21 protein-coding genes are annotated in these 23,354 nt (G+C 74.2%); 12 read left to right on the top strand and 9 right to left on the bottom strand.

Annotation, left to right across the window (positions count from 1 at the left end; all coding sequences use genetic code 11):
- The first annotated feature begins 8 nt into the window (after nt 1–8).
- The 8 genes from OG294_RS05820 (at nt 9) to murJ (ending at nt 10,426) form a co-directional block, all read left to right on the top strand.
- Nucleotides 9–1,304: a S53 family peptidase gene (locus OG294_RS05820; RefSeq protein WP_327065324.1), complete on the top strand. Its 1,296-nt coding sequence runs from the start codon at nt 9–11 to the stop codon at nt 1,302–1,304.
- Nucleotides 1,305–1,464: 160 nt separating this feature from the next.
- The gene (locus OG294_RS05815; protein WP_327065323.1) at nt 1,465–2,085 is read left to right on the top strand and encodes an Rv1733c family protein; all 621 of its coding nucleotides are present in this window, start codon (nt 1,465–1,467) and stop codon (nt 2,083–2,085) included.
- An 80-nt stretch (nt 2,086–2,165) separates the two neighbouring features.
- Nucleotides 2,166–3,692 carry an alanine racemase gene (locus tag OG294_RS05810; RefSeq protein ID WP_327065322.1) on the top strand — a complete coding sequence of 509 codons (1,527 nt, stop codon included), beginning with the start codon at nt 2,166–2,168 and terminating at the stop codon, nt 3,690–3,692.
- The gene (locus OG294_RS05805) at nt 3,689–5,050 is read left to right on the top strand and encodes a pyridoxal-phosphate dependent enzyme (protein ID WP_327065321.1); all 1,362 of its coding nucleotides are present in this window, start codon (nt 3,689–3,691) and stop codon (nt 5,048–5,050) included. Before OG294_RS05810 ends, OG294_RS05805 begins: the two co-directional genes overlap by 4 nt.
- A gap of 11 nt (nt 5,051–5,061) precedes the next feature.
- Complete coding sequence (locus tag OG294_RS05800) at nt 5,062–6,261, top strand: aminotransferase class V-fold PLP-dependent enzyme (protein WP_327065320.1); 1,200 nt, start codon at nt 5,062–5,064, stop codon at nt 6,259–6,261.
- A 195-nt stretch (nt 6,262–6,456) separates the two neighbouring features.
- Complete coding sequence (locus OG294_RS05795) at nt 6,457–6,762, top strand: hypothetical protein (RefSeq protein WP_327065319.1); 306 nt, start codon at nt 6,457–6,459, stop codon at nt 6,760–6,762.
- A 182-nt stretch (nt 6,763–6,944) separates the two neighbouring features.
- A complete protein-coding gene (locus OG294_RS05790) occupies nt 6,945–8,663 on the top strand; it encodes a UDP-N-acetylmuramoyl-L-alanyl-D-glutamate--2,6-diaminopimelate ligase (RefSeq protein ID WP_327065318.1) in 1,719 nt (572 codons plus the stop codon).
- Nucleotides 8,660–10,426: a murein biosynthesis integral membrane protein MurJ gene (gene murJ / locus OG294_RS05785; protein WP_327065317.1), complete on the top strand. Its 1,767-nt coding sequence runs from the start codon at nt 8,660–8,662 to the stop codon at nt 10,424–10,426. Before OG294_RS05790 ends, murJ begins: the two co-directional genes overlap by 4 nt.
- Here murJ and OG294_RS05780 read toward each other — a convergent pair.
- On the bottom strand, nt 10,372–11,280 hold the full coding sequence (locus OG294_RS05780) for a glycosyltransferase family 2 protein (protein WP_327065316.1): 909 nt from the start codon (nt 11,278–11,280) through the stop codon (nt 10,372–10,374). The two genes, murJ and OG294_RS05780, sit on opposite strands and share 55 nt — an antisense overlap.
- Before the next feature lie 272 nt (nt 11,281–11,552).
- Here OG294_RS05780 and OG294_RS05775 point away from each other — a divergent pair, with 272 nt between their 5' ends.
- Together OG294_RS05775 and OG294_RS05770 are read left to right on the top strand one after the other, a co-directional pair.
- Nucleotides 11,553–12,950 carry a UDP-N-acetylmuramoyl-tripeptide--D-alanyl-D-alanine ligase gene (locus OG294_RS05775; RefSeq protein ID WP_327065315.1) on the top strand — a complete coding sequence of 466 codons (1,398 nt, stop codon included), beginning with the start codon at nt 11,553–11,555 and terminating at the stop codon, nt 12,948–12,950.
- 174 nt (nt 12,951–13,124) lie between these two features.
- Nucleotides 13,125–14,078 (top strand): IS481 family transposase, encoded by a 954-nt coding sequence (locus tag OG294_RS05770; RefSeq protein ID WP_327065314.1) that lies wholly within the window; start codon nt 13,125–13,127, stop codon nt 14,076–14,078.
- 3 nt (nt 14,079–14,081) lie between these two features.
- Here the strand turns inward: OG294_RS05770 and OG294_RS05765 are convergent, their stop codons facing one another.
- From OG294_RS05765 to OG294_RS05740, 6 genes are all read right to left on the bottom strand, one after another.
- Nucleotides 14,082–15,308, bottom strand: coding sequence for an NAD(P)/FAD-dependent oxidoreductase (locus OG294_RS05765; protein ID WP_327065313.1), 1,227 nt, complete (start codon nt 15,306–15,308; stop codon nt 14,082–14,084).
- A 127-nt stretch (nt 15,309–15,435) separates the two neighbouring features.
- Nucleotides 15,436–16,209 (bottom strand): ferritin-like domain-containing protein, encoded by a 774-nt coding sequence (locus OG294_RS05760; RefSeq protein WP_327065312.1) that lies wholly within the window; start codon nt 16,207–16,209, stop codon nt 15,436–15,438.
- 181 nt (nt 16,210–16,390) lie between these two features.
- On the bottom strand, nt 16,391–16,765 hold the full coding sequence (locus tag OG294_RS05755; RefSeq protein ID WP_327065310.1) for a hypothetical protein: 375 nt from the start codon (nt 16,763–16,765) through the stop codon (nt 16,391–16,393).
- 82 nt (nt 16,766–16,847) lie between these two features.
- Nucleotides 16,848–17,264: a roadblock/LC7 domain-containing protein gene (locus tag OG294_RS05750; RefSeq protein WP_327065309.1), complete on the bottom strand. Its 417-nt coding sequence runs from the start codon at nt 17,262–17,264 to the stop codon at nt 16,848–16,850.
- 34 nt (nt 17,265–17,298) lie between these two features.
- Nucleotides 17,299–18,306, bottom strand: coding sequence for a winged helix-turn-helix domain-containing protein (locus OG294_RS05745; protein ID WP_327065308.1), 1,008 nt, complete (start codon nt 18,304–18,306; stop codon nt 17,299–17,301).
- Nucleotides 18,303–18,665 carry a hypothetical protein gene (locus OG294_RS05740; RefSeq protein ID WP_442789112.1) on the bottom strand — a complete coding sequence of 121 codons (363 nt, stop codon included), beginning with the start codon at nt 18,663–18,665 and terminating at the stop codon, nt 18,303–18,305. The genes OG294_RS05745 and OG294_RS05740 overlap by 4 nt, the downstream gene beginning before the upstream one ends.
- Nucleotides 18,666–19,018: 353 nt before the next feature.
- Here OG294_RS05740 and OG294_RS05735 point away from each other — a divergent pair, with 353 nt between their 5' ends.
- Complete coding sequence (locus tag OG294_RS05735; RefSeq protein WP_442789111.1) at nt 19,019–20,011, top strand: helix-turn-helix domain-containing protein; 993 nt, start codon at nt 19,019–19,021, stop codon at nt 20,009–20,011.
- Nucleotides 20,012–20,117: 106 nt separating this feature from the next.
- Complete coding sequence (locus OG294_RS05730; protein WP_327065306.1) at nt 20,118–20,510, top strand: hypothetical protein; 393 nt, start codon at nt 20,118–20,120, stop codon at nt 20,508–20,510.
- 57 nt (nt 20,511–20,567) lie between these two features.
- Here the strand turns inward: OG294_RS05730 and OG294_RS05725 are convergent, their stop codons facing one another.
- Complete coding sequence (locus OG294_RS05725) at nt 20,568–22,049, bottom strand: amidase (protein ID WP_327065305.1); 1,482 nt, start codon at nt 22,047–22,049, stop codon at nt 20,568–20,570.
- A gap of 104 nt (nt 22,050–22,153) precedes the next feature.
- Nucleotides 22,154–23,041 (bottom strand): MBL fold metallo-hydrolase, encoded by an 888-nt coding sequence (locus OG294_RS05720; RefSeq protein ID WP_327065304.1) that lies wholly within the window; start codon nt 23,039–23,041, stop codon nt 22,154–22,156.
- Between the last annotated feature and the right edge of the window lie 313 nt (nt 23,042–23,354).

Here is a 23,354-nt window from a genome sequence, read left to right as displayed (position 1 = left end):
CCGTGCCCATGTCCGCACGTCTGCGACTCGCCGCCACCGCGGCGGCGGGAGCCTTCGCGCTCGCCGCGCTGCCGACCGTGGCCCAGTCCGCCGCCGCGCCGCTGCCGGCCGTGCACCTGCTGCGGAACGCGGGCAGCGCCGACGACCCGGTGCTCGCGGCGCCGCTGGCCACCAGCGACTGCGTCACCCAGCTGCACCGCGCCTGCTACTCGCCGTTGCAGTACCGCACCGCGTACGACCTCGACCCCCTCTACCAGCAGGGGATCACCGGCGCGGGCCGGACGATCGTGATCGCCGACTCCTTCGGCTCGCCGACGATCCAGCACGACCTGGACGTCTACTCGGCGCACTGGGGCATCCCCAGCACCCAGGTCGAGGTGGTGAAGTGGGGGCAGGTGCCGCCGTTCGACCCGAAGAACGCCGACATGGACGGCTGGGCCGGCGAGACCACCCTGGACGTGGAGGCCGCCCACTCCCTGGCGCCCGGGGCGAAGATCGTGCTGCTGGAGACCGGGGTCGCCGAGACCGAGGGCCCGGTGGGCGTGCCGGAGCTGATGAGCGGCATCAACCACCTGGTCAACAGCGACGACGCCGACGTGGTCTCGATGAGCTGGGCCACCAGCGAGGGCCAGTTCCCCGGCTTCGACCAGGGCGACTACACCAGCCTGACCACGCTGCGTTACGCCTTCGTCAACGCGGCCAAGCACGGCGTCACGCTGACCGCCAGCTCCGGCGACGGCGGCGGCGACTCGAAGAAGCTGGACGCGGCCTGGCCGGCCGGTGACCCGCTGGTCACCGCCGTCGGCGGCACCGAGCTGGCGCTGAACGACCAGGGCACCCGCACCACCCCGGACATCGCCTGGTCGGGCAGCGGCGGCGAGCAGTCCAAGGTCTTCGCCCGCCCCCGCTACCAGGACCCGGTGCGCTCGGTGGTCGGCGACCACCGCGGCACCCCGGACGTCAGCATGGCCGGCTCGCCCAACGGCGCGCTCTGGCTCTACTCCAGCTTCGACCCGGCCAACACCGGCTGGACGGCGGACGGCGCGGGCACCAGCGAGTCCTCGCCGCTGTTCGCCGCCGTGGTGGCGCTGGCCGACCAGGCAGCCGGCCACCGGCTCGGCCAGATCGACAACGACCTCTACCGGCTCTACGCCCACCACTCGGCCGGCCTGGTGGACGTCACCAGCGGGTCGACCGGCGCGGACGGCTACACCGCCGGACCGGGCTACGACCAGGCGACCGGCGTGGGCACGGTGGACGGCGCCAAGCTGGTGCGGGCGCTGGCGCACGGTGACCGTGCGTGACGGGCGGACCACGCGGGTGCATCTGACGGCTCCCTGAGGGGCCCGGCGCGGGCGGCGGCGAAACTCGACGCAGCCGCCGCCCGCCACTGGGCGCAGACTGGTACCAGAGGCCTGTCGGTGGCGTCCGGCGGCCGCCCGTCGAGTACCGAGGAGGCGTGCCATGTCAGCCGCATCCCTCTCGCATCGGTCCGCGGTCGGCCATGTGCCCGTGAGCTGCCACCTTCGGCGGGCCGTCGGACGGGAGCACAACCCGCTCTGCCGCCCGGTCGACCGCTCCCGCAGCCGGCTGCTGATCGCGCTGGTGGCGGCGGTGGCACTCTCCCTCGCGGTCGGCGCGGTGGTCTTCGCGGTCCTGCTGGGCGGCGCCCGGGCGCACGCCCAGCAGTCGGCGCTGCACCGCCACGAGGTCACCGCGACCACTCTGGCGGCCTCGACCGCGAGCCCGACCGGCTCCCCGTGGGCGGCGCAGGCCCAGGCCAGCTGGGCCTATCCGGGCGGCGATACGCACACCGGCGTGATCGGGGTGCCGGGCGACACCCCGGCCGGCAGTCACCTGCTGCTCTGGGTCGGCGACAGCGGGATCCCCAGCACACCGCCGGAGCCCTACGGAGAGTTGGCCGCAGCCGCCGCACTGTACGGGCTGGGCGCGCTGGCCGTGGTCGACGGTGCGGCCTGGATCGGCTACGGCCTGCGGCAGCGGGCCCTGGAGCGGCGCGGCGAGGCGGCCTGGGAGGCCGACTGGGAGCGGGTCGAGCCGCAGTGGACCGGGCGTAGCCACTGACCACCGGAGCGTGTCCGCGCCCTGTTCTTCGGGTGAGCGGAGCGGTTACCGTTGCGGACGGAGGGGGAGGGGACACCGCCATGCAACCACCACCGCCGCACCGGCCGCCGCCAGCGGGGCAACCGCCCGACCGGCCGGCGCCGGAGCGCGAACCGCTCTGTCTGACGCCCAGACTCGCGCCGCTGCTCGCCTCGGTCCTGGCAGCGACCGAACTGCTGCACTCACTGACCGATGCCCTGGGCTCACCGCTCAACCTGGTGCTGCCCGAACAACTCGCCGAGAACGTCGAGGGGTTCCGTGCCGTCTACCGCAGCCACCACCTCGCCGGGGAGATCTTCTTCGCGCACAAGGCCAACCGGTCCAGTGCGCTGGCCCGCCAACTCGCCGCGCTGGCGGTGGGGATGGACGTCGCCTCGGTGGCCGAGCTGCAGCACGCGCTGGGCGCCGGTTTCACCCCGGCGCGGATCATGGCCACCGGCCCCAAGAACCCGGAGTTCCTCTGGCTGGCCGCCCGGCTGGGCGTCACCGTCAACCTCGACTCGCGCGCCGAACTGGAGGAACTGGCCGCACTGGTGCGCAAACACGGGCTGCCCCGGGTTCCGGTGCTGCTGCGGCTGTCGGGCTTCCACGGCCCGGGCGTGACGCTGCTCAGCCGGCCGAGCCGGTTCGGCACCGACCTGGCCGAGCTGGACGAGCTGCTGGACGCGGTGGAGCGGCACCAGGACGTGGTCGAACTCACCGGCGCCGCCTACCACCTGGACACCGTGGGCCTGCCGGAGAAGGCGATCGCCCTGGAGGCCTGCATCGGCGCGCTGGACGCCTGCCGCCGGCGCGGCCTGAGCCCGCGCGCGGTCGACGTGGGCGGCGGCTACGGGGTCAACTACCTGGCCGACCAGGCCCAGTGGGAGCGCTACGGCACCGAGCTGACCAACGCCGTGCTGGGCCGCAGGCCACCGCTGACCTGGCAGGGCCACGGCTACGGGCTGCGCGCCGAGTCCGGCACCGTGCGCGGCACGCTCGGCCTCTACCCCGCCCACCGGTCGCTCGCCGCCGGGGGCTACCTGGACGAACTGCTGAACCTGCCGGCCCCCGAGCTGGGGCGTCCGCTGGCCACCCTGCTGCTGGAGAGCCTCTACGACCTGGTCGTCGAACCCGGTCGCGCGCTGGTCGACCAGTGCGGCGCGGTGCTGGCACGGGTCGTCGAGGTCCGCCGGAGCGCGGCCGGCGAGCCGCTGGTGCGCCTGGCGGCGAATGCCGGCGACATCGGCCTCGAACAGCACGGAGTCCTGGTGGACCCGCTGCTGATCCCCCGGGGCGGCGCGCCGGTTGCGGACGGGGACGGCCCGGTGGGCGTCTACCTGGCCGGAAACCTGTGCCTGGAGAGCGATCTGATCACCCGTCGGCTGGTCTTCCTGCCCGGCCTGCCCCAGCCCGGCGACCTGCTGGCCTTCGCCAACACGGCCGGTTACTGCATGGACTTCACCGCCCACCACGCGATGGGCCAACCGCTCGCCCGCACCGCCGCGCTCTACCGGGCGGACGGCCGCTGGCGCTGGCGGCTGGACGACGAGTACTGGCCCATCTATGGGACAAGGGAGAACAGTTGAGGTACGAGAGCATCACCGAGGCGATCGGCGAAACCCCACTGGTCAGGATCAGCCCGGCGGTGCACGGACTGCGCACCATCGACCTCTACGCCAAGTTGGAGATGCTCAACCCGTTCGGCTCGGTGAAGGACCGTGCGGCCTGGCGGATGACCCGCGCCGCCCTCCCGGAGGCGGTCGAACGCGGCGACACCATCGTGGAGTTGTCCAGCGGCAACACCGCCAAGGCGCTGGCGCTGATCGCCGGCCTGCACGGACTGCGGTTCAAGAGCGTGACCAACCGGATGAAGGTCCCGGAGATCAAGGAACTGCTCCTGCTGCTCGGCGCGGAGATCGAGGAACTGCCGGGCCAGGCGGAGTGCCTGGACCCCACCGACACCGACGACCCGCTCACCCGGATGCACCGGATGCTCACCGAGGCGGGCGGCGGCTACCTGCACACCGACCAGTACTACAGCGCCCTGAACACCGAGGCGCACCTGACCGGCACCGGTCCGGAGATCCTGCGCGACCTGGACGGGCGGGCGCCGGACCACTTCATCGCCTGCGTCGGCACCGCCGGCTCCTCCACCGGCGTCGCCGCCGCACTGCGCGCGGGCAACCCCGGCCTCGGTGTGCTCGGCCTGGTCGCCCACAAGTCGGACTTCATCCCCGGCATCCGCACCATCGACGAGGTGCACGAGGTCGGCCTCTTCGACCCCGCCACCTATGACGCCATCGAGTCGGTGACGGCCGACCAGGCGATCGACGGCATGGTCACCCTGATCCGCCGCTGCGGCCTGCTGGCCGGTCCCACCGGCGGAGCGGCCTACTTCGGCGCGGTCCGCCACCTGCGCCGCCTGGAGGACGAACAGCAGGCACAGGCCGCGCGGACCGGTGACCCGGACGGTGCACCGGTGCCGCGGCAGACTGCCGTCTTCATCGTCTGCGACCGGGTGGAGAGCTACCTGAGCTACATCCGCCGCCGCCGCCCCGAACTGCTCGGCCAGCCGCCGCGCCACAACTCCCTCGCCTCGCTCACCCCCGCCGAACTCGCCGCCGCCCCAGCCGTCGACCTGGAGGCGGCCCGCAAGTGGATCGCCGCCGAGCACCCGCTGGTGATCGACCTGCGCGGCCCCTCCGCCTACGCCGCGCTGCACATCGAGGGCTCGATCAACATCGTGGATCAGCTGTTCGACGAACTCCTGCACGGCGGCCTGCCGTTCAGCACCCGTCAGCCGGTACTGCTGGCCTGCCCGGTGGGCGAGAAGTCGCTCGGCTACGCCGCCCTGCTGACCCGGATGGGCCACCGGGACGCACGCAGCCTGACCGGCGGCATCGTCGGCTGGCGGGATGCCGGCGCCCCGCTGGTGCGGGACTGAGGCGCCACGAAGTGACAACCAGCGACGAGGAGTTGGCGAGTCTGGCGGAGTGGCAGCGGGAGCTGCGCGAGCAGTTCCCGATCATCGTGGCCAACCCGGGGCTCGCCTACCTGGACAGCGCGGCCACCGCGCAGAAGCCGCAGGCCGTCCTCACGGCCGTGCAGACCTATCTGACCACCGAGAACGCCAATGCGGGACGCGGCAGTTACCCCTGGGCCAACCGGACCACCGCACTGCTGGCCCAGGCCCGGCAGCGGGTCGCCGGGTTCCTCGGCGACCACGACCCGGACGGGCCCTCGGCCGTCCACTTCGTCAGCGGCACCACCGAGGGCCTGCGCACGGTCGCCCGCGACTGGCTCACCACCCTGCTGACCGACGGCGACGAGATCGTCGTCCCGTTCGCCGACCACCAGGCGAACCTGCTGCCCTGGCTGGAGGCCGAGCGGCTGCTCGCCGCCCGGGGCGTGCGGATCGCCGTCCGCCCGCTGCCCTACCAGGCTTCCTCGCAGGACTACGACACCGCCGCGCTTGCCGAACTGGTGGGCGAGCGCACCGCGTTCGTCGCCGCCACGCATGTCCACCACGTCTACGGCGGCAACCTGAACGTGCACCGGATCCGCGAGGCGGTCGGCCCTCGGGTGCCGATCTGCCTGGACGCCGCGCAGTCGGTCGGCCACCTGCCGCTGGACGTCGGCACGCTCGACGTCGACTTCGTGGTCTTCTCCGGCCACAAGGCGATGGCGCTGCCGGGCAGCGGCGCGGTGTGGGCCCGCAACACCCGTGGCCCGCGCTTCGAGCCCGGCGGCTGGTCCGGCACCCCGAACACCGTCGGCGCCGTCGCGCTGACCGCGGCGCTGGACTGGCTGGCCGCCGCCGGTGAGGCCCGGATCGAGCGCTGGACGGTGGCACTGGCCGCCCGCCTCACCGAGGGACTGCGCCGGCTGGCCGACTACGAGGTGCTCGGCTGCCAGCTGAGTCTGGCCGCGGATTCGACCGTCCAGCGGCGGCAGGGGATCGTGACCTTCCGGCACCAGGGCATCAAGTCCGACGACCTCGGGTTCGTGCTGGCCGCGCACGGCTTCCTGGTCCGCTCCGACAGCCTCTGCCAGGCGGGCCGGGACGAGCGGGAGGGCTCGGTGCGGGTCAGCCTGCACGTCCACAACACGCCGGCCGAGATCGACCGGCTGGTGGAGGTGCTGGGTTCGCTCTGACCGTCGGCTCGGCGCCGGACGGCGATCGGCTGCTGCCGGAACCGGAACCGGAACCGGAACCGGAGCCGGCAGCAGAGCGCGGGGTGCCGGTGGTCGTGTCGGGCTCGCCCGTTCTGTGCGGATATCGCTATCTTCGGGCGGCAGCGGGCCTTTTGTCACCGCCGCTGTTCCGCACCCCCGAGAGGACGTCCCCGGATGACCGCCGCCACGCAGCACGAGCCCCACACCGACCACCCGCACCAGCACGGCGAGGGCTGCGGCCACGTCGCGATCCCGCACGGCGACCACGTCGACTACGCCCACGACCGGCACCTGCACCGGGTCCACGAGGGCCATGTGGACGAGTGCGCCACCGGCGGACACGAGGTGCACCCGGGGCACGAGGGCCACCAGCACGGCACGGACTGCGGCCATGTCGCCGTGCCGCACGGCGACCACGTGGACTACGTGCACGACGGACACCGCCACGCCGCCCACGAGGGCCACTGGGACGACCACTGACGGCCCTGTCGCCGATCGTCCCGCCGTACCGGGACACCCTCCCTCACGCACGGTGGTCGCCGCCGAGCTGCACGTGACGATCACCTCGCCTAGCGTCGTCAAGGAGCGCCGGAGACCCGGCCGGGCGGCCCGCCCGGCCCCGCCCGGGGCCGGCAGCCGCCGCGCGTGTTGGAGGGACGAGCATGACTGGCTACCGCAGAGCGCTGGGGCCGCGCCCCGCGCGTCCGGGGCCGCTCGCGCCCGACCTGGCCGGGTGGCCGGCGGAGGGCGCGGCCCCCGGCGCGTCGGTGTTGCTCTCCCAGCTCGCCACCACCTGGCCCGGCGCCGAGCTGCGCGGCGGTGACGCCGCCGTGGTCGACTGCACCCACGACAGCCGCCAGGTCCGCCCCGGCTGGCTGTTCTGCGCGCTGACCGGCACCCGGACGGATGGCCACCACCACGCGGCCGCCGCCGTCGCGGCCGGTGCCCGGGCCCTGCTGGTGCAGCGCTTCCTCGAACTCGACGTGCCGCAGCTGCGGGTGCCGAACGTGCGCTGGGCGATCGGCCCGATAGCCGCGGCCCTGCACGGGTGTCCGGCCGAACGGCTGTCGATAGCCGGAGTGACCGGCACCAACGGCAAGACCACCACCAGCTACCTGCTGCACGCGGCCTTCGTCGCCGCGGGCTGGCGGGCCGGGCAGCTCGGCACGGTGGAGACCCGGATCGGCGAGCACCGCTGGGCCTCGGCCCTGACCACCCTGGAGGCGCCGGACCTGCAGCGGGTCTTCGCCCGGATGCGCGCCGAGCGGGTGCGGGCCGCCGCGATGGAGGTCTCCTCGCACGCCCTGGACCAGCACCGGGTGGCCGGGATCGCCTTCGACGTGGGCGTCTTCACCAACCTGTCGGCCGAACACCTGGACTACCACGGCACGATGGAGCAGTACTACTACACCAAGTCGCTGCTCTTCGTCCCCGGCCGCTGCCGGCAGGCACTGGTCTGCGTGGACGACGAGTGGGGCCGGCGACTGGCCGCCCAGGCACTGGTGCCGGTGCTCACCTTCGGCCACAGCGAAGGGGCCGAGGCGCGGATCACCGAGACCTGCTGCGACCGGCACGGCACCCGGATCCGACTGGACTGCGCGGACGGCCTGGTCGAGCTCTCCGCCCCCGTGCTGGGCTCCTGCAACAGCACCAACCTCGCCGCCGCCTACCTGACGGCGCGCGCGATGCGGGTGCCGGCCGACGAGGCCGCGGCGGGCATGGCCGGCTGCGCGCCGATCCCCGGCCGCTCCGAACTCGTCGACGCCGGGCAGCCGTTCCTGGTCGTGGTCGACTACGCGCACACCCCCGGTGCGCTGGCGGGCCAGCTGGCCACCTGCCGCGACCTGGTGGGCCCCGGTGGCCGGGTGCACCTGGTGGTCGGCTGCCGCGGCGGGCGCGACCGGTACAAGCGCCCGGAGACCGGCCGGGTCGCCGCCGGCGCCGACACGGCCATCCTCACCAGCGACAGCCCCGGCGACGAGGATCCGCGGGTGATCGTCGAGCAGATGCTCATCGGCGTACTGGACCGGCCGGACCACCGGGTGGTGCTGGAACCCGACCGGGCCGCCGCGATCCGGCTGGCCGTCGCCCGGGCCGAACCCGGTGACGCGGTGCTGGTGGTCGGCCGCGGTCACGAGACCACCCAGCAGGTGGCGGGCCGCGAACTGCCCTTCGACGACCGGGAGCACGCCCGCGCGGCGCTGGCGGCCCGTGGCTGGCCCCCGGCCCGGCGGTCGGCCGTCCGGCGGCGGCGCCGCGCGGAGCGCCGCGGGCACGGCGTGACGGTCGGTGATCTGACGCACGGCACGGTCGAGGAGGCGCGGCTCGGCTTCACCGATCCGGCCGACGAGGTCTCGCCGCGTGCGGTGCCGCCCCCGTGAGCGCCCCCGTGCTCGCCCCCGAGCAGCGCCGTGCCCGCCGGCCGCGCCCCGAACTGGCGATGGCCGCCGGCACCGCGCTGTCCCGGCTGACCGGCCTCGGCCGGGTCTTCGCGCTCTCCTACGCGCTCGGCGTCACCCCGCTCGCCGACGCCTACAACCTGGCCAACACCACGCCGAACATGATCTACGACCTGGTGCTCGGCGGCGTGCTGTCGGCCACCCTGGTCCCGGTCTTCGTCGCGCGCCTGCGGCCCGGCGGCGAGGCGCAGGACGAGCAGGACGGCTGGCGCGGAGTGTCCGCCGTGGTGACGCTCTGTCTGGTCGTGCTGGTCCTGATCACCGGCCTGGTCGCGGTCGGTGCGGGGCCGCTGATGCGCGGCTACACGCTGGCGGCCCCGAGCGGCACGGCCGGGACGGAACACGCGGTGGCGGTGCGGCTGCTGCGGCTGTTCGCCCCGCAGGTGCTGCTCTACGGGGTGATCGCGCTGGCCACGGCGGTGCTGAACAGCCTGCGCCGGTTCGCGCTGGCCGCCTTCGCCCCGATCGCCAACAACCTGGTGCTCATCGGCGTGCTGCTGCTCCTCTCCGGCACCCTGCGGCACAGCTCGACCGGCCGGGCGCTGGCCGACCCGACGCTGCTGCTGCTCCTCGGACTCGGCACCACCGCCGGTGTCGCCGCGCAGACGCTGATCGTGCTCCTCGGGCTGCGCCGCAGCGGTGCCCGGCTGCGCTGGCACTGGGCCCCGCGCGAGCCGGCGGTGCGGCGGGTGGCCGGGCTCTCCGGCTGGACCTTCGCCATGGTCGCCGCCAACCAGGCCGCGCTCTTCGCGGTGCTGCTGTTCGCCAACAGCCGGCCCGGCGGAGTGAGCGCCTACACCTACGCCTACAGCTTCTTCCAGGTGCCGTTCGGCGTGGTGGCGGTCTCCATCACCGGCGCGCGGCAGCCGGGTTGGGCCAGCGACTGGGCGGCCGGGCGGGTGCGCGAGCTGCGCACGGCGGTGACCGGCGGGCTGCGGCTGCTGGTCCTGCTGATGGTGCCGATCGCCGCGGTGCTGGCCGCGCTGGCGGACCCGATCGTGCGCCTGCTGCTCGGACACGGCGCGACCAGCGCGGCGGGTGCGGCGCTGACCGGGCAGGTGCTGACCGTGCTGGCGCTCGGGCTGCCCGGCTTCTCCGCCTACCTGTACTTCATCCGGGTCTTCCAGGCGATCCAGGACCTGCGTTCGGCGTTCGCGCTCTACGTGCTGAACAACGGGCTGACCGTGCTGCTGGCGCTGCTGCTCTACCGCTCGGCGGGGGTGCAGGGCGTGGCGGTGGCGGTCTCGGTGGGTTACGCGGTCGCCGCCCTCGCCGCCGCCGTGGTGCTGCGCCGGCGGATCGGCGTGCTGCCCGAGGAGCCGACGGTGCTGCCGGCGCTGGCCAGGGCGCTGGCCACCAGCCTGCCGGCCGCGCTGCTCGCCTGGCTGACGGTCCATGCGATGACGCCGGTGGCCGGTGTACGGGCGGTGCTGCCGCTGCTGGTCGGTCTGACCGTGGTGGCCAGCGCGCTGCCGGTGAGCCTGGGACTGGCGGCGCTGGCGCCGGCCGGCTTCTCGCTGCGTGACCGACTGCTGGGCGAGCGACTGCCGGGTGAGCGACTGCTGCGCGAGCGCCTGCTGGGTGAGCGATCGCTGGGTGGGCGACCGGCCGCCGGCCGCGGGTCCGCGGCTCAGCCCCGGCGCAGCCGGCGCCGCACCCGGCCGCCCAGGAAAGGGAGCAGGTAGCCCACGGCCGCGCCGGGCACGTGCCGGGCCAGGCCCGCCAGCCGTACCTCGCGCAGCACTCCCCGGGTGTGGTGCGGCTGACCGGCCAGCAGGAAGGCCAGCGCGAAGCGCAGGTGGTGCCAGGTCAGCACCCGGGCGAAGCCGACGGCGGTCAGTGTGGTCCCGTGCCGTTCGCGCTGCAGCATCGTCAGCATCCGCCGGTACAGCCGGGGCAGGTCCTTGCTGTAGCCGGTCGGCTCGTCGCGGTAGACCACCAGCGGGACGTCCAGCTTGACGGCCGGGCCCAGCTTGGCGCAGCGCAGCCACAGGTCCCAGTCCTCGGCGCCGTCGAGCGCCGGGTCGAAGCCGCCGCACGCGGTCAGCACCTCGGTGCGCACCAGGACGGTGGAGGTCTGGAACCGGTTGAGCACCAGCAGGTCCCCGTAGCCCAGCAGGGTCTCGGTCTCCGGCGCCATGGCGTTGCCGTCCGGACGCTGCGGCGTCGACGCCGTGCGGACCCAGTCGCCGGCCAGCAGCACGGCCTCGGGGCGCCGTCCGGCGATGGCGAGCTGCCGGGCCAGCTTGCCGGGCAGCCAGAGGTCGTCCGCGTCGAGGAAGGCCACCCAGGGCTGGCCGGCCGCGCGGATCCCGGTGTTGCGGGCCGCCGAGGGCCCCTGGTTCTGCTGCGTGATCAGCTCGACCCCGGCAAAGGCCGCGGCCACCGCGGCCGTGCCGTCCGTCGAGCCGTCGTCGACGACGACGACCTGGGCCGGCGGGGGGAGCTGCGCCAGTACGGAGGCCAGCGCCGGGCCCAGGGTCCGCTCCGCGTTGTACGCGGCGATCACCACGCTGACGGGTGCTGGCTGCTCGGCCATCGCGCATCTCCTCGTGCTCGGTCGGGGGCTGTCCACCCGGTCGCCGGGCCGTGGGGCGGCCGGCCGCCCTCATGGTGCGGGCACGACCGGCCGGGCCCGGGCAGCCGGAAGGCGTGGCGTGCGCGGCGCAAGCCATCCGGCGGACGCCAAGGCGCGTCGGAACGGCTGGGCCGGTGCCGGCGGCTAGCCTCTACTGCTTAGTCCCCCCACCCCGATGCCCCGGCCAGGGCCCACTGGCCGGGTCGTGTCCTGCTGACGGAGCGGAGCCGCCCGTGGTCCCCATGACGCTGCACGAGATCGCCGAGACCGTGGGCGGTGTGCTGTACGACGCACCCGACCCGGACGCGCTGGTCGACCGCCCGGCGGTGATCAACTCCCGGCTGGCCGAGCACGGATCGCTCTTCGTCGCGCTCCCCGGGGCGCACACCGACGGTCACCGCTTCGCGCGCGCGGCCGTCGCCGCCGGAGCGGTGGGCGTGCTGGCCGCCCGGCCGGTGGGGGTGCCGGCCGTGGTGGTCCCCGACGTGGTCGCCGCGCTGGCCGCGCTGGCCCAGGGGGTCTTCGCACGGCTGGAGGCCCCGACGGTGGTCGCGCTGACCGGCTCGGCCGGCAAGACCAGCACCAAGGACCTGCTCGCCCAGGTGCTGGAGACCATGGACACCACGGTGGCCACCCCGCGGTCGTTCAACAACGAGATCGGCCTGCCGCTGACCGTGCTCGGCGCGGAGCCGGGCACCCGCTACCTGGTGGCCGAGATGGGGGCCAGCCGGGCCGGGCACATCGCCTACCTGACCGGGATCCTGGCGCCGAACGTGGGCCTGGTGACCAACGTCGGCACCGCCCACATCGGCGAGTTCGGCGGCAGCAAGGAGGCGATCACCGCGGCGAAGAGCGAGTTGATCCAGGCGCTGCCGGCCGACGGCCTGGCGGTGCTCAACGCCGACGATCCGTACGTGATGTCGATGGCCTCGTGCTCCGCGGCCCCTGTCCTGACGTTCGGTCAGACCCAGGGCGACGTACGGGCCGTCGAGGTGATCCTGGACCGGGCCGGCCGGCCCTCCTTCACGCTGACCCACCACGGCGCCGCCGCCCGGGTCGAGTTGGGCATGTACGGGCTGCACCACGTGGCCAACGCCACCGCAGCCGCCGCCGTCGCGCTCGGCCTCGGCGCCGGACTCGACCAGGTCGCCGAAGCACTCTGTGCGGCACGGCAGTTGACGCCAGGACGAATGGAGGTCAGCGAGCGCCCGGACGGCGTCACGGTGGTCAACGACGCGTTCAACGCCAACCCCGACTCGATGGGGGCGGCACTGCGCGCGGTGGCCGCGATGGCCGACGGGCGCCGCCGGGTGGTCGCCGTCCTGGGTGAGATGCGCGAGCTGGGTGAGGACTCGGCGGCCCACCACACCGAGCTGGGCCGCCAGGTGGCGGCCACCGGCGTCACCGAGCTGATCGCGGTCGGCACCGACGAGGCCGCGCTGACCCACGCCCAGGCGCGGGCCCAGGGCGTGTCCAGCACCCTGGTCCCCGACCGCGATGCGGCGCTCGACCTGCTGCTCGCCTCGCTGCGCCCCGGCGACCTGGTGCTGCTCAAGGGCTCGCACACCGCGGGCCTGGAGGAGACGGCCGTGCGCCTGCGCGAGCCCGCGCAGGCACCGGCCGCGTTCTAGGCCGTGTCTCACAATTCGCGTCGCGCGCCTGGCGGGAATTGTGAGACACGGCCTCTAGGTGTACTGACCACGGAGGTTGGTGACAGAGCTCACGGCTGGGTGATCTTGAAATGAGTGAGGGCCTTCTGGCTCGGTGTGGATTGCGACATCTGCACCGACTTCAGAAAGGCCCTCATGCCACACCGTAACGCACCCCTGACCGAGACCGGACGCCTGCGCCTGGCCCGCTGCGTGGTCGAGGACGGCTGGCCCCTGCGTCGGGCCGCCGAGCGCTTCCAGGTCTCGCCGACCACGGCCAAGCGCTGGGCCGACCGCTACCGTGCGCTCGGCGAGGCCGGGATGGTCGACCTCTCCAGCCGGCCCCACCACAGCCCCCGCCGGACCCCGACCCGCACCGAGCGGCGGATCATCAAGGTCCGCGTCCTGCGGCGCTGGGGCCCGGCCCGCATCGCCTACCTCCTGCGACTCAACCCGGCCACCGTGCACCGGGTCCTGACCCGCTACCGCCTCGCCCGCCTGGCCCACCTGGACCGCGCCACAAGTCGGCCGATCCGACGCTACGAACACAGCGCACCTGGCGAGTTGGTCCACGTCGACATCAAGAAGCTCGGCAACATCCCCGACGGCGGCGGCCACAAAACCCTGGGCCGCCAGGCCGGCCGCAAGACCCGCTCCGGTGCCGGATACAGCTACCTCCACAACGCCGTCGACGACCACTCCCGCCTGGCCTACAGCGAGATCCTCCCCGACGAACGCAAGGACACCGCCGCAGCGTTCTGGACCCGGGCGAACGAGTTCTTCGCCCGGGCCGGGATCACCGTGAAGCGCGTGCTGACCGACAACGGCTCCTGCTACAAGTCCCACCCCTGGCGCGACGTCCTCGCGGCGGCCGGGATCACCCACAAGCGAACCCGGCCCTACCGCCCGCAGACCAACGGCAAGGTCGAACGCTTCAACCGCACCCTGCTCGACGAGTGGGCCTACGCAAGGCCCTACCGCACCGAGCAGGAACGACGCGACGCCTACCCCGCCTGGCTCCACACCTACAATCACCACCGCGGACACACCGCACTCGCAGGCAAGCCACCCGCCAGCCGCGTCCCCAACCTCACGGGTCAGAACATCTAGGGCTCAGAGCTCGGTGAGCGGGACGTCCGGGTCGGCGAGGGCGGTCGCGTCGACGGGGCGGCGGGAGCGGACCAGTTCGCGGATCGGGTCGGTGACGTCCCAGACGTTGACGTTCATCCCGGCCAGCACCCGCTCGCCCGCCAGCCAGAAGGCGATGAACTCGCGGCCCGCGACATCGCCGCGGAAGACCACCCGGTCGTAGCCGCCGGGCTCGACGTAGCCGGTGTACTCCATGCCGAGGTCGTACTGATCCGTGTAGAAGTACGGAATTCGGTCGAAGGAGACGTCCTGGCCGAGCATGGCCCGGGCGGCGGCGCGCGGTTGGTGCATCGCGTTGGCCCAGTGCTCCAGGCGGATCCGGCGGTCGTAGAACGGGTGGTGGGCGTCGGCGACGTCGCCGGCCGCGAAGACGTCGGGGTCCGAGGTGCGCAGGCTCTGGTCGGTGGCGATGCCGTTGCTGACGGTCAGGCCGGCCGCCTCGGCCAGGGCGGTGTTCGGGGCGATGCCGATGCCGACCACCACGGCCTCGGCGGGCACCAGCGAGCCGTCCGCCAGCCGCACGCCCGTCACCGTCCCGCCGTCGCCGACGAGTTCCGCCACCTGCACGTTGAACCGCAGGTCGACGCCGTGCTCGCGGTGCAGGTCGGCGAAGACCTCGGCGGCCTCGCGGCCCAGCACGCGCAGCAGCGGCAGCTCCAGGGACTCCAGCACGGTGACGCCGACGCCCGCGGCCCGGGCGGCGGCGGTCACCTCCAGGCCGATCCAGCCGGCGCCGATCACCACGATCTGCTTGGCCGTGCGGAAGAGGGTGCGCAGTTCGTCGCTCTCCGCCAGCCGGCGCAGGTAGTGCACGCCCGCCAGGTCGGCGCCCGGCACCGGCAGGCGGCGGGCGGAGGCGCCGGTGGTGAGCAGCAGTTTCGCGTAGTCGAGCGTGCCGCCGCCGGCCAGGGTGAGGCGGTGCGCCGCGAGGTCCAGACCGGTGACGGCCGTCCCCAGCCGCAGCTCGATCCGCTGCTCCCGATACCACTCCTCGGGGTGCACGAAGACCGCGTCCCGCGGGTCCTTGCCCAGCAGGTAGCCCTTCGACAACGGCGGCCGCTCGTAGGGGATCTCGCTCTCCTCGCCGACCAGGACCAGCGGGCCCTGGTAGCCCTCCTCGCGCAGGGTCCCGGCGGCCCGGGCCCCCGCCAGGCCGGCGCCGACGATGACGTGGGGCGCGGTGGTGTCCATGCGTGCTCCTTGCTGCCGCTCGGGTACTGATCGGTGGTCAGGGCCGGTGCGGGTCGAGTCCATCACAGCGCCCGGAGCCTGGGAAGGGGCAGTGGGGGAGCGCGGGAGCCGCGCCGACTGGGTCCGCCTACGGCGCGCTGGTCGCCGGGCCGCCCAGTGCGTTGCGGCGCTCGGGCATCCGCAGGGTGGTCATCCGGCGCCAGCCGCCGAGCTGTTCGTAGCGGTAGACCGCGTGGATGCCGCCGGCGAGCACGGCGGACTTGGCGCGCGGCCAGTGCAGGATCGCGGCCAGGTGCGCCATCACGGCGAGGCTGACGTCGCGGTAGGTGCGGATCTCGGCGCGCGCCGTCTGCTGGAGGGTGTGCAGGATCAGCCGTCCGTGGCCGGCCGCGGCCAGCCGCAGCAGCTCCTCGTGACAGTAGGCGAGGTGGTTGTCCTCGTCCTCGGAGATCATCCGCACGGCGCGGCCGACCTCGGGATGGCCGCCGAAGACCTTGCGCAGCAGTTGCATCTGCTCGGCGGCGCGCTGCTCGGTGACCCGGCTGTGCGCCAGGTAGGTGATCACGTCCCGCTCAGTGAGCGGCTCGTTCCGGCGCAGCCGGTTGTGGGTCAGGCCGATGCCCTGGCGTTCCAGGAGCATCGTGTAGTCGGTCTCGTCGGGGACCGGGACGGCGCCCAGGCCGCGCTTGTGCAGCAGCGCGTTGAAGATGCGGCCGTGCTTCTCCTCGTCGGCGCCGTGCCGGGCGATCTTCGGGGCGAGTGCCTGGTCCGCCACCAGCAGAGCGATCCGTCCGTTCTCCCAGCCGCCCTGGTCCTCGCCCTTGGCGGCGATCGAGCAGAAGAGCTGGAACGCCTTGTCGTTGCTGTGGATCTCCTGGAACAGACTGCGGGCTGACAGCACCTGCACCACCCTCGCGCGGCCGGCCTGGGCCGGGATTCGGAGTCGGAACTCCGATCAGTGAATGCAGCCCGTGCGGCCGGGGCAACCGCTGACCCGCGCGTTTGCCCCGTTCGGGGGATGACGGATGGCGCGGACGGGGCAACAGGCCCGTCCGCGCCATCCCCTGGTGCGGGCGGGCCTGTCAGACCTCCAGGTCGGCCTCGATCTTGGCCAGCTGGTGGCGTGCCATGGCGAGGTTGGCCCGGCGCTTGTCGAGCGCCAGGTAGAGGAAGAGGCCCTTGCCGCTGCGGCTGGTCAGCGGCCTGATCAGGTGGTACTGGCTGCTGAGCGTGATCAGGATGTCCTCGATGCCCTCGTTGAGCCCGAGCATCTCCATGGTGCGCAGCTTGGCCCGCACGACGTCCGTGTTGCCGGCGGCGGCGACCGTCAGGTCCAGCCCGCCGCCGCCGTCCACGGTGCCCAGCGCCATCCCGCTGCCGTAGTCCACCAGGGCGGCGCCGATCGCGCCTTCCACGGTACTCATCGCCTGGCGCAGCGAGCTGTCGGCGTCTGCCATGTCGTTTCTCCCAAGGTTGCTGGTGTGGTGGGGTCGGGTGGTGCGGTGGTGCAGGGAAGGCGGGGAGGGAAGGTGGGGGTGGTCAGGGGGTGCTCTGGAGCAGTTCGCCCAGCCGCTGCGCCGAGCGCCGCGCCTCCAGGTGCAGGCGGCCGACGCTCACGTCCGGGTGGGAGAGCAGCGTCAGGACGCAGACCGGGCCGGCCGCGTAGGTCGCCACGTAGCCGTGTTCGCCGCGGACCAGCGACTCGCGGAAGTCGCCCTGGCCGGTGGCCTCGGCCAGCCGCCGGGCAACCCCGAGGGTGGCGGCGGTCAGTGCGGCCAGGCTGTCCGGCTCGGTGCCGTGCGTGTCGTGGGCGAGCAGCAGGCCGTCCACGCTGGCGACCAGGCCGCCGGCCAGGTGCGGCACCCGCTGGCGCAGCACCCGCAGCTCGGCGAGCAGGGCGTTCTCCAGGGCCGCCGAGTGGCGCCGTTCGCCGCGCGGTTTCAGTGCCCGCCTCATGACCGGGTGCGGGGGGCGGCGGGTGGAGAGGGGGTCACAGTCGAGCCTCCAGGGCGGTTCGGATCCGGAGCAGCAGGGCGGTCTCCGGGGCGTGGGCGGACAGCTGGTCGTCGGCCGCGCGGCACCGGGAGGCGCCGCGGGTGCGCCACGGGAGCGGTTGCGGGCGTGCGTCGGGGTGGGGCGGTGCGGGGCGCGACAGCGCGTCGACCGCGCAGGTGGCGGCGCCCCTCGGCAGGGCGGCCGGGTGCGCGGGGGCCGGGTGCGCGGGGGCCGGCGGTGTGACGGCTGGGGGTGTGGCGATCAGGCCGGCCGCGGCGAGCCGGCGGACCTCCAGCACGGTGGCGTAGCTGGAGCGGCCCAGCAGACGGGCCAGGTCGGCCGGGGTGCGGCGGCCGTCGGCGTGCTCCAGGATCTCGCGCCGCCGGCAGCCGGGCGGCAGTGCGCCGGGCAGGGTCCGGCCGGTGCGCACCACCGGCGCCGAGTCGACCTGCGGCCAGGGCCAGACCCGCTGGAGCAGCAGGCGGCGGCGGACGACCTCGCGGTGCAGCAGCCGCGGTGCCACGGCGTTCACCGGACCCAGCCAGTGGCGCGCCCCGGGCTCGAAGCCGGTGTGACGCGAGCCGGGGCCGAGCGCGAAGTAGCCGGCGTCGTACAGCGCGGCAACCGAGCAGGCCTCCAACTCGCCTGTGGTGGCCACCCCTTGGGCGACGAGCAGACGCCCGATCCGGTGCTCGCCGGCGAACCGGTCCAGCAGGCGCTGCCAGGCGTCCGGGGTGATCCGTCCGCAGCCGATCAGCAGCTCGCCGAGGCCCAGGCAGTGCGGGCTCTCCGCGTGGACCACGGCGCCCTGGTGGAGGAAGAGGGTGCCGGTCTCGGTGTGCAGCGCTCCGGTGGCCCGCCGGTCGGCCAGCCGCGCCACGGCGGCCGCGTCCTCGTCGAAGGCGGTGCCGTCGACGTCGGCCCTGGCAACGTTGGTGCTGTCGGTGCTGGTGGCGTCGATGCCGGTGGCGCCGCGGACGGGGACGGCGGCGGTGGTGTTCACCCGAGCACCAGCTCCTCCGCGAGGGCCTGCAGCCGCAGCCGCGCGCCGGCCAGGTTGGCCTGGTCGCGATCCAGCCACAGGTGCAGCAGCAGCCGGCTGTCGAAGACCGTGCCGATCAGCCAGAACAGGTGGTAGCTGCGGGTGCTGGTGAGGATCAGGTCCTGCAGGGGCAGCCGCGGATCGCCCGGGTCCGCGAAGCTCAGGCTCTCCGCGGCCAGCCTGACCAGGTCGGTCGCCTCGGTGGCGGTGGTCTCGTGGTCCTCGGCCGCGCTGGCGCCCGCCGTGCCCAGCGCCAGTCCGCTGCCCCAGTCGAACAGACCTGCCCCGCGGGCGCCGGGTATCCGCAGGGCCGCGGACAAACAGTCGTCGATCCCCGGCACCTGACGCTCCTTCGGATGGTGACAGCGGTCGGGCAGGGCGGCGCGAGGCCGAACGTCCGCTACGACGCGTCGCTCTTCTGACACGGAAGGCTACTGAGTGACGCCTGCGTTATGACAATGCCATTGGCATATCCATAGAGGGGGCGTCGATTTCAGGCCAGCCCGTTGGTCCGCCGTTTTCCCGACCGCAACGCCCCGGCGTGGCGCTTCTGCGGCCGGGCGGGTCGGCTGGAGCCCCATGGCGGGTGGGGAGTTGGCCGGTTCTCGACCGGCTGCGCGGCGCCCCGCTGCGGGTTACGGTGGCCGGGTCGAGTCGTTCGGGGGGAGACTGAATGGCACAACAGGTGTACGACCGGCTGGAGTTCGACGCCGCAGCAGGCCGGGGCGGGGTGCGGACCATCGACCTGCGGGTCGGCACCGGCCCTGAGGGGAGCTGGGAGCTGGTCCGGGCCGCGCCCGCGGGCGCCCCCGGCTCCGGCGTGGCGGGCTACCGCGGCTACCGGCTCGCCCTGCACCGGCCGCAGCGCCGGCTCGAGATGCCCAGCGGACTGGTCACCCTGCTCCTCGAGTTCGGCGGTTCGCTGCGGCTCGGCCGGGTCGGGCGCTCGCTGACGGGCGACCCGCAGGCCGGCTGGACCCGTCTCGACTCGCTCTTCGCCGGTCTGCAGACCGAGCCGACGGTGGCCGAGCACGACGGGCGGCTGTGCGGGATCGAGGTGCTGCTGGAGCCCTGGCTGGCCTACACCGTGCTCGGCGTCGGCCTGCACGAGCTGCACGGCGTCGCGGTGCCGGTGCGCGATCTGCTGGGGCGCCAGGGGGCGTTGCTGGCCGAGCGGTTGGCCGGGACGCCGCGCTGGTCGGACCGGTTCGCCCTGGTGGACGCGTTCCTGCTGGAGCGCGTCGCGTGCGGCCGGCCCGCCGCGGAGCAGGTGGTGCACGCCTGGCGGCAGGTGGTCCGGTCGGGCGGTGACGGGTGTGTCGGCGGTCTGGGAGCGGCGGTGGGGTGGAGCGAGCGCCACCTGGAGCTGCGCTTCCGCGAGCAGATCGGCCTCTCGCCCAAGCGGGCCGCCCGGTTGCTGCGACTGCGACACTCGCTGCGCCTCCTGGAGGCCGGCTGCCCACCGGCCCGGATCGCGGTCGCCTGCGGCTTCTACGACCAGGCCCACTACGCACGGGAGTTCAAGGCGATGACGGGCTGCACGCCGGCCGGTCTGCGCCAGCTGCGTGCCATGCCCGAGCGTCCGGTGGACCGCCTGCCGGGCCGGGCCACCAGCGTACTGCTGCGCGGCCGCCCGGCGAACTCCGCTCGGCCGGAGAGCCGTTAGCGGATTTCTCCAAGACCGGACGGCGGGGCTGCTGGCATGTTGGCGTGCGCACGGCGCACTGTCCTTCCAAGCGTCCATCACGGACGCCGAACTGATGGAGAATCAGATGCAGATCGGACGCAGGGTCGCTGCGGTCCTGACCTCGGCGGTGCTCTTCGGGGGCGTGGCCGGCCTCGCCGGGGCCACCGGTGCGAGCGCGGCGGCGCCGTCGGTGCTGAAGCCCGCGATCAGCTGCAGCGGCTGGTCGACCAGCCACACCGACCCCGGCACCTACGCCTACCTGACCGGCACCTACAACCTCAAGGTCGGCCCGTACGCGAGCTGCGGGAACGTGGCCTCGGTGAGCTCGGGCACCGAGCTGTGGATCTGGTGCTACGCCACCAACGACTACGACAACGTCTGGTACTACGGGCGGATCGCGGGCACCAACACCACGGGCTGGATGTCGGGCGACAACCTGACCAACTGGGGCGGCAACTTCGGCTACAGCCAGTGCTGATCCGTTCCCGCTGACCACCGCCCGGCCGCTCCTCGGCCGGGCGGGATGGTCGAAGTTCTAGAGCGGGGGCGCCAGTTGGGCCCAAGGGCGGGCGGTCTCCAGCTGGGCGGCGAGGGCGAGCAGGGTGCCCTCGCCGCCCAGCGGGCCGACGAACTGCACGCCCAGCGGCAGCCCGTCCGGGGTGCGGTGGGTGGGGACGCTCATCGCGGGGCGGCCGGTGAGGTTGGCCAGTTGGGTGTACGGGGTGGCCGAGAGGTTGGCCACGACGGCGCGCTCCCAGGCCTTCGTCCCCGACAGGGTGCCCAGCAGGCCCAGCCGCAGCAGGACCCGGGCCACCGCGCGGACCGGGCGCGGGGTGTCCAGCTCGCCGATCCGCACCGCCGGGCGGGCCAGCGTCGGGGTGAGCAGCAGGTCGTAGCGCTGGTGGAAGGCGGCCAGCGCGCGGTTGTAGGTGTTCCAGCGCTGGCGGGTGCCGTGGTGGTCGCAGGCCCGCTGGGCCCGGCCCGCGGCGGCCAGCAGGAGGGTGTCCAGCTCGAAGCCCTCCGGACCGGCACCGGTGATGCGCCGGGTCTCGGCCACCGCGTGGGCGGTCTGGACGCACCACATGCTCAGGAAGTCCAGGGCCATGCGGTGTTCGTCGATGCCGGTCTCGGCGGGCTCGACCTCGTGGCCGAGTCCGGCGAGCAGCGCGGCGGCGTCCTCGACGGCGGCCACCGCCTGCGGGTGCACCGGGGTGCCGAGCGGGGAGCGGGTGCTGAAGCCGATCCGCAGCCGTCCCGGTTCGCGCCGGGCGAGTTCGGCGTACGGCAGCTCCGGGCGGGCGGCGAGGTAGGGGCCGCCGGGGTCGGGCGTGCCGGTGAGGACGTCGAGCATCGCCGCGGTGTCGCGCACGCTGCGCGAGATCACCCCGTTGGTCGCCGCGCCGTCCAGGTGTTCGGCGGACAGCGGGCCGGCCGGGACCAGGCCACGGCCCGGCTTGAGGCCGAAGAGCCCGCAACAGGCGGCGGGTATCCGGATCGAGCCGCCGCCGTCGCTGGCGCCCGCCACCGGCACGACGCCCGCGGCGACCGCGGCCGCCGAGCCGCCGGAGGAGCCGCCGGGGGTGCGGCCGAGGTCCCAGGGGTTGCGGGTGGGGCCGTTGGCCTCCGGCTCGGTGACGCCCTTGGCGCCGAACTCGGGGGTGTTGGTCTTGCCGAAGACCACCAGGCCGGCCTCCAGCCAGCGGCTGACCACGGTGCTGTGCTCGGCGGCGACCCGGTGCGCCAGCGCCCGGCAGCCACTGCCGGTGGGCAGCCCGGCGTAGTCCTGCTGGAGGTCCTTGAGCAGGAACGGCACACCCGCGAACGGCCCGGTCAGCGGCTGCGCGGCGCGGGCCCGGGCGAGCTCGTACATCGGGGTGACGATGGCGTTCAGCCGGCCGTTGACGGCCTCGGCCCGCGCGATCGCCAGGTCGAGCAGCTCGGTGGGCGACACCTCGCCCGCCGCCACCAGCTCGGCCAGGCCCACCGCGTCGTGTGTCCGGTACTCGGCGTAGTCCACCGGGTGGTGCCTCCTTCAGACAGGGCCTGGCGGCGCTGATCGACTGGAGGCGGACACTACACGCGCCCCGGCGCGGCACCAAGACCCCCGGTGCGCCCCGGCGGCTACCAGCGCACGGCGGTGAAGTCGACGGGCCTGGGCCGGAGTTGCCCGGTCCGTTCGGCCAGGCTGCGCAGCCGCTCGGCCATCTTGTCGGCGGGCAGCTGCCGCCGGTCGCCGTGGCCGGGCAGCAGCCACTCGAAGCGCAGCCTGGGCGCGGTGCGGGCCAGCGAGGCGGCCAGTTCGCGGATGGAGTACCAGGTGACGCTGTCGGCGACTTCGAGGTCCCCGGTGGTCCGGGACCAGTAGAAGCTGTCGCCGCTGAAGCAGTACCGGTCGTCCGCGAGGTAGAGGACGCTGCCCTCGGTGTGGCCCGGCAGCGGGAAGGCCGTCACCCCGGTGGCGATCTCGGTCGGCTCGGTGCCGCGCAGCACCTGGTCGGCGTCGGGCGCGGCGGCGAGGTCGCCCTCGTGGATCCACAGCCGGGCGCCGAACTCGTCGGCGTAGCGGCGGCCGTGCGCGGCGTGGTCGCGGTGGGTGAGCAGCACGTCGGTGACGCGGCCGAGCGCCTGGTAGCGGGCGGCCAGCGCGGCGCTCCACCGCGGCGTGTCCACCATCATCGCGCTGCCGTCGGGGCGGGCCAGCAGGTAGGAGTTGGCCCCGGCGGTGCGCGGCGAGTTGTGGCCGCACAAGCGCACGCCCGCGTCCAGCGCCAGCGGGAACGGGTCCAGGACCGGGTCCAGCCGCCCCTCGGGCGGGCGGATCGACCGGGTGGGGCAGGCGTGCGCGGCGCTGTGCAGGGCCTCCCGCTCGACCTGGTCGCGCGGCTGGCGCAGCACCACCGAGCGGCCCTCGGCCTCGCCGATCAGGCCCGGGGCCAACTGCCGCGCGACGTCGCAGTTGGTGCACCGCTCGTCGACCCGCCAGCCCTCCGTCAGCTGTTCCGTCCCCATGCTCTCGACCTCTCCCGTCGGCGGGCACCCGCGGTCGGGCGCCCGCCTCCAGAAGTACCGTGCGCCGAACGGAAACCGGAAGGGGGCGCGGATCTTGTGGTTACGCCGCGGGGCCGCTCTACGGGCCGGCCGCACGACCGGTCGCAGCGGCGTACGCCCCCGGCCGGGTCGCCCTCACCGCGGCGGGCGGCCGGTGGCGTGTCACCGGCCGGTCCCGGTCCCGTCCCAACCGTGCGCCCGGCCTTGGCCGGCCCCGGGCGGCGGCGGTAGCGTCCAGGGGCGAGGTGGCGTCGGACCGCCTTCGGCGGTACGC

This window comes from Kitasatospora sp. NBC_01302 (assembly GCF_035976515.1).
Classification (GTDB): domain Bacteria; phylum Actinomycetota; class Actinomycetes; order Streptomycetales; family Streptomycetaceae; genus Kitasatospora.
Note: the sequence above shows the minus strand (reverse complement) of the source record. Positions and strands in the feature narration are given on the sequence as shown.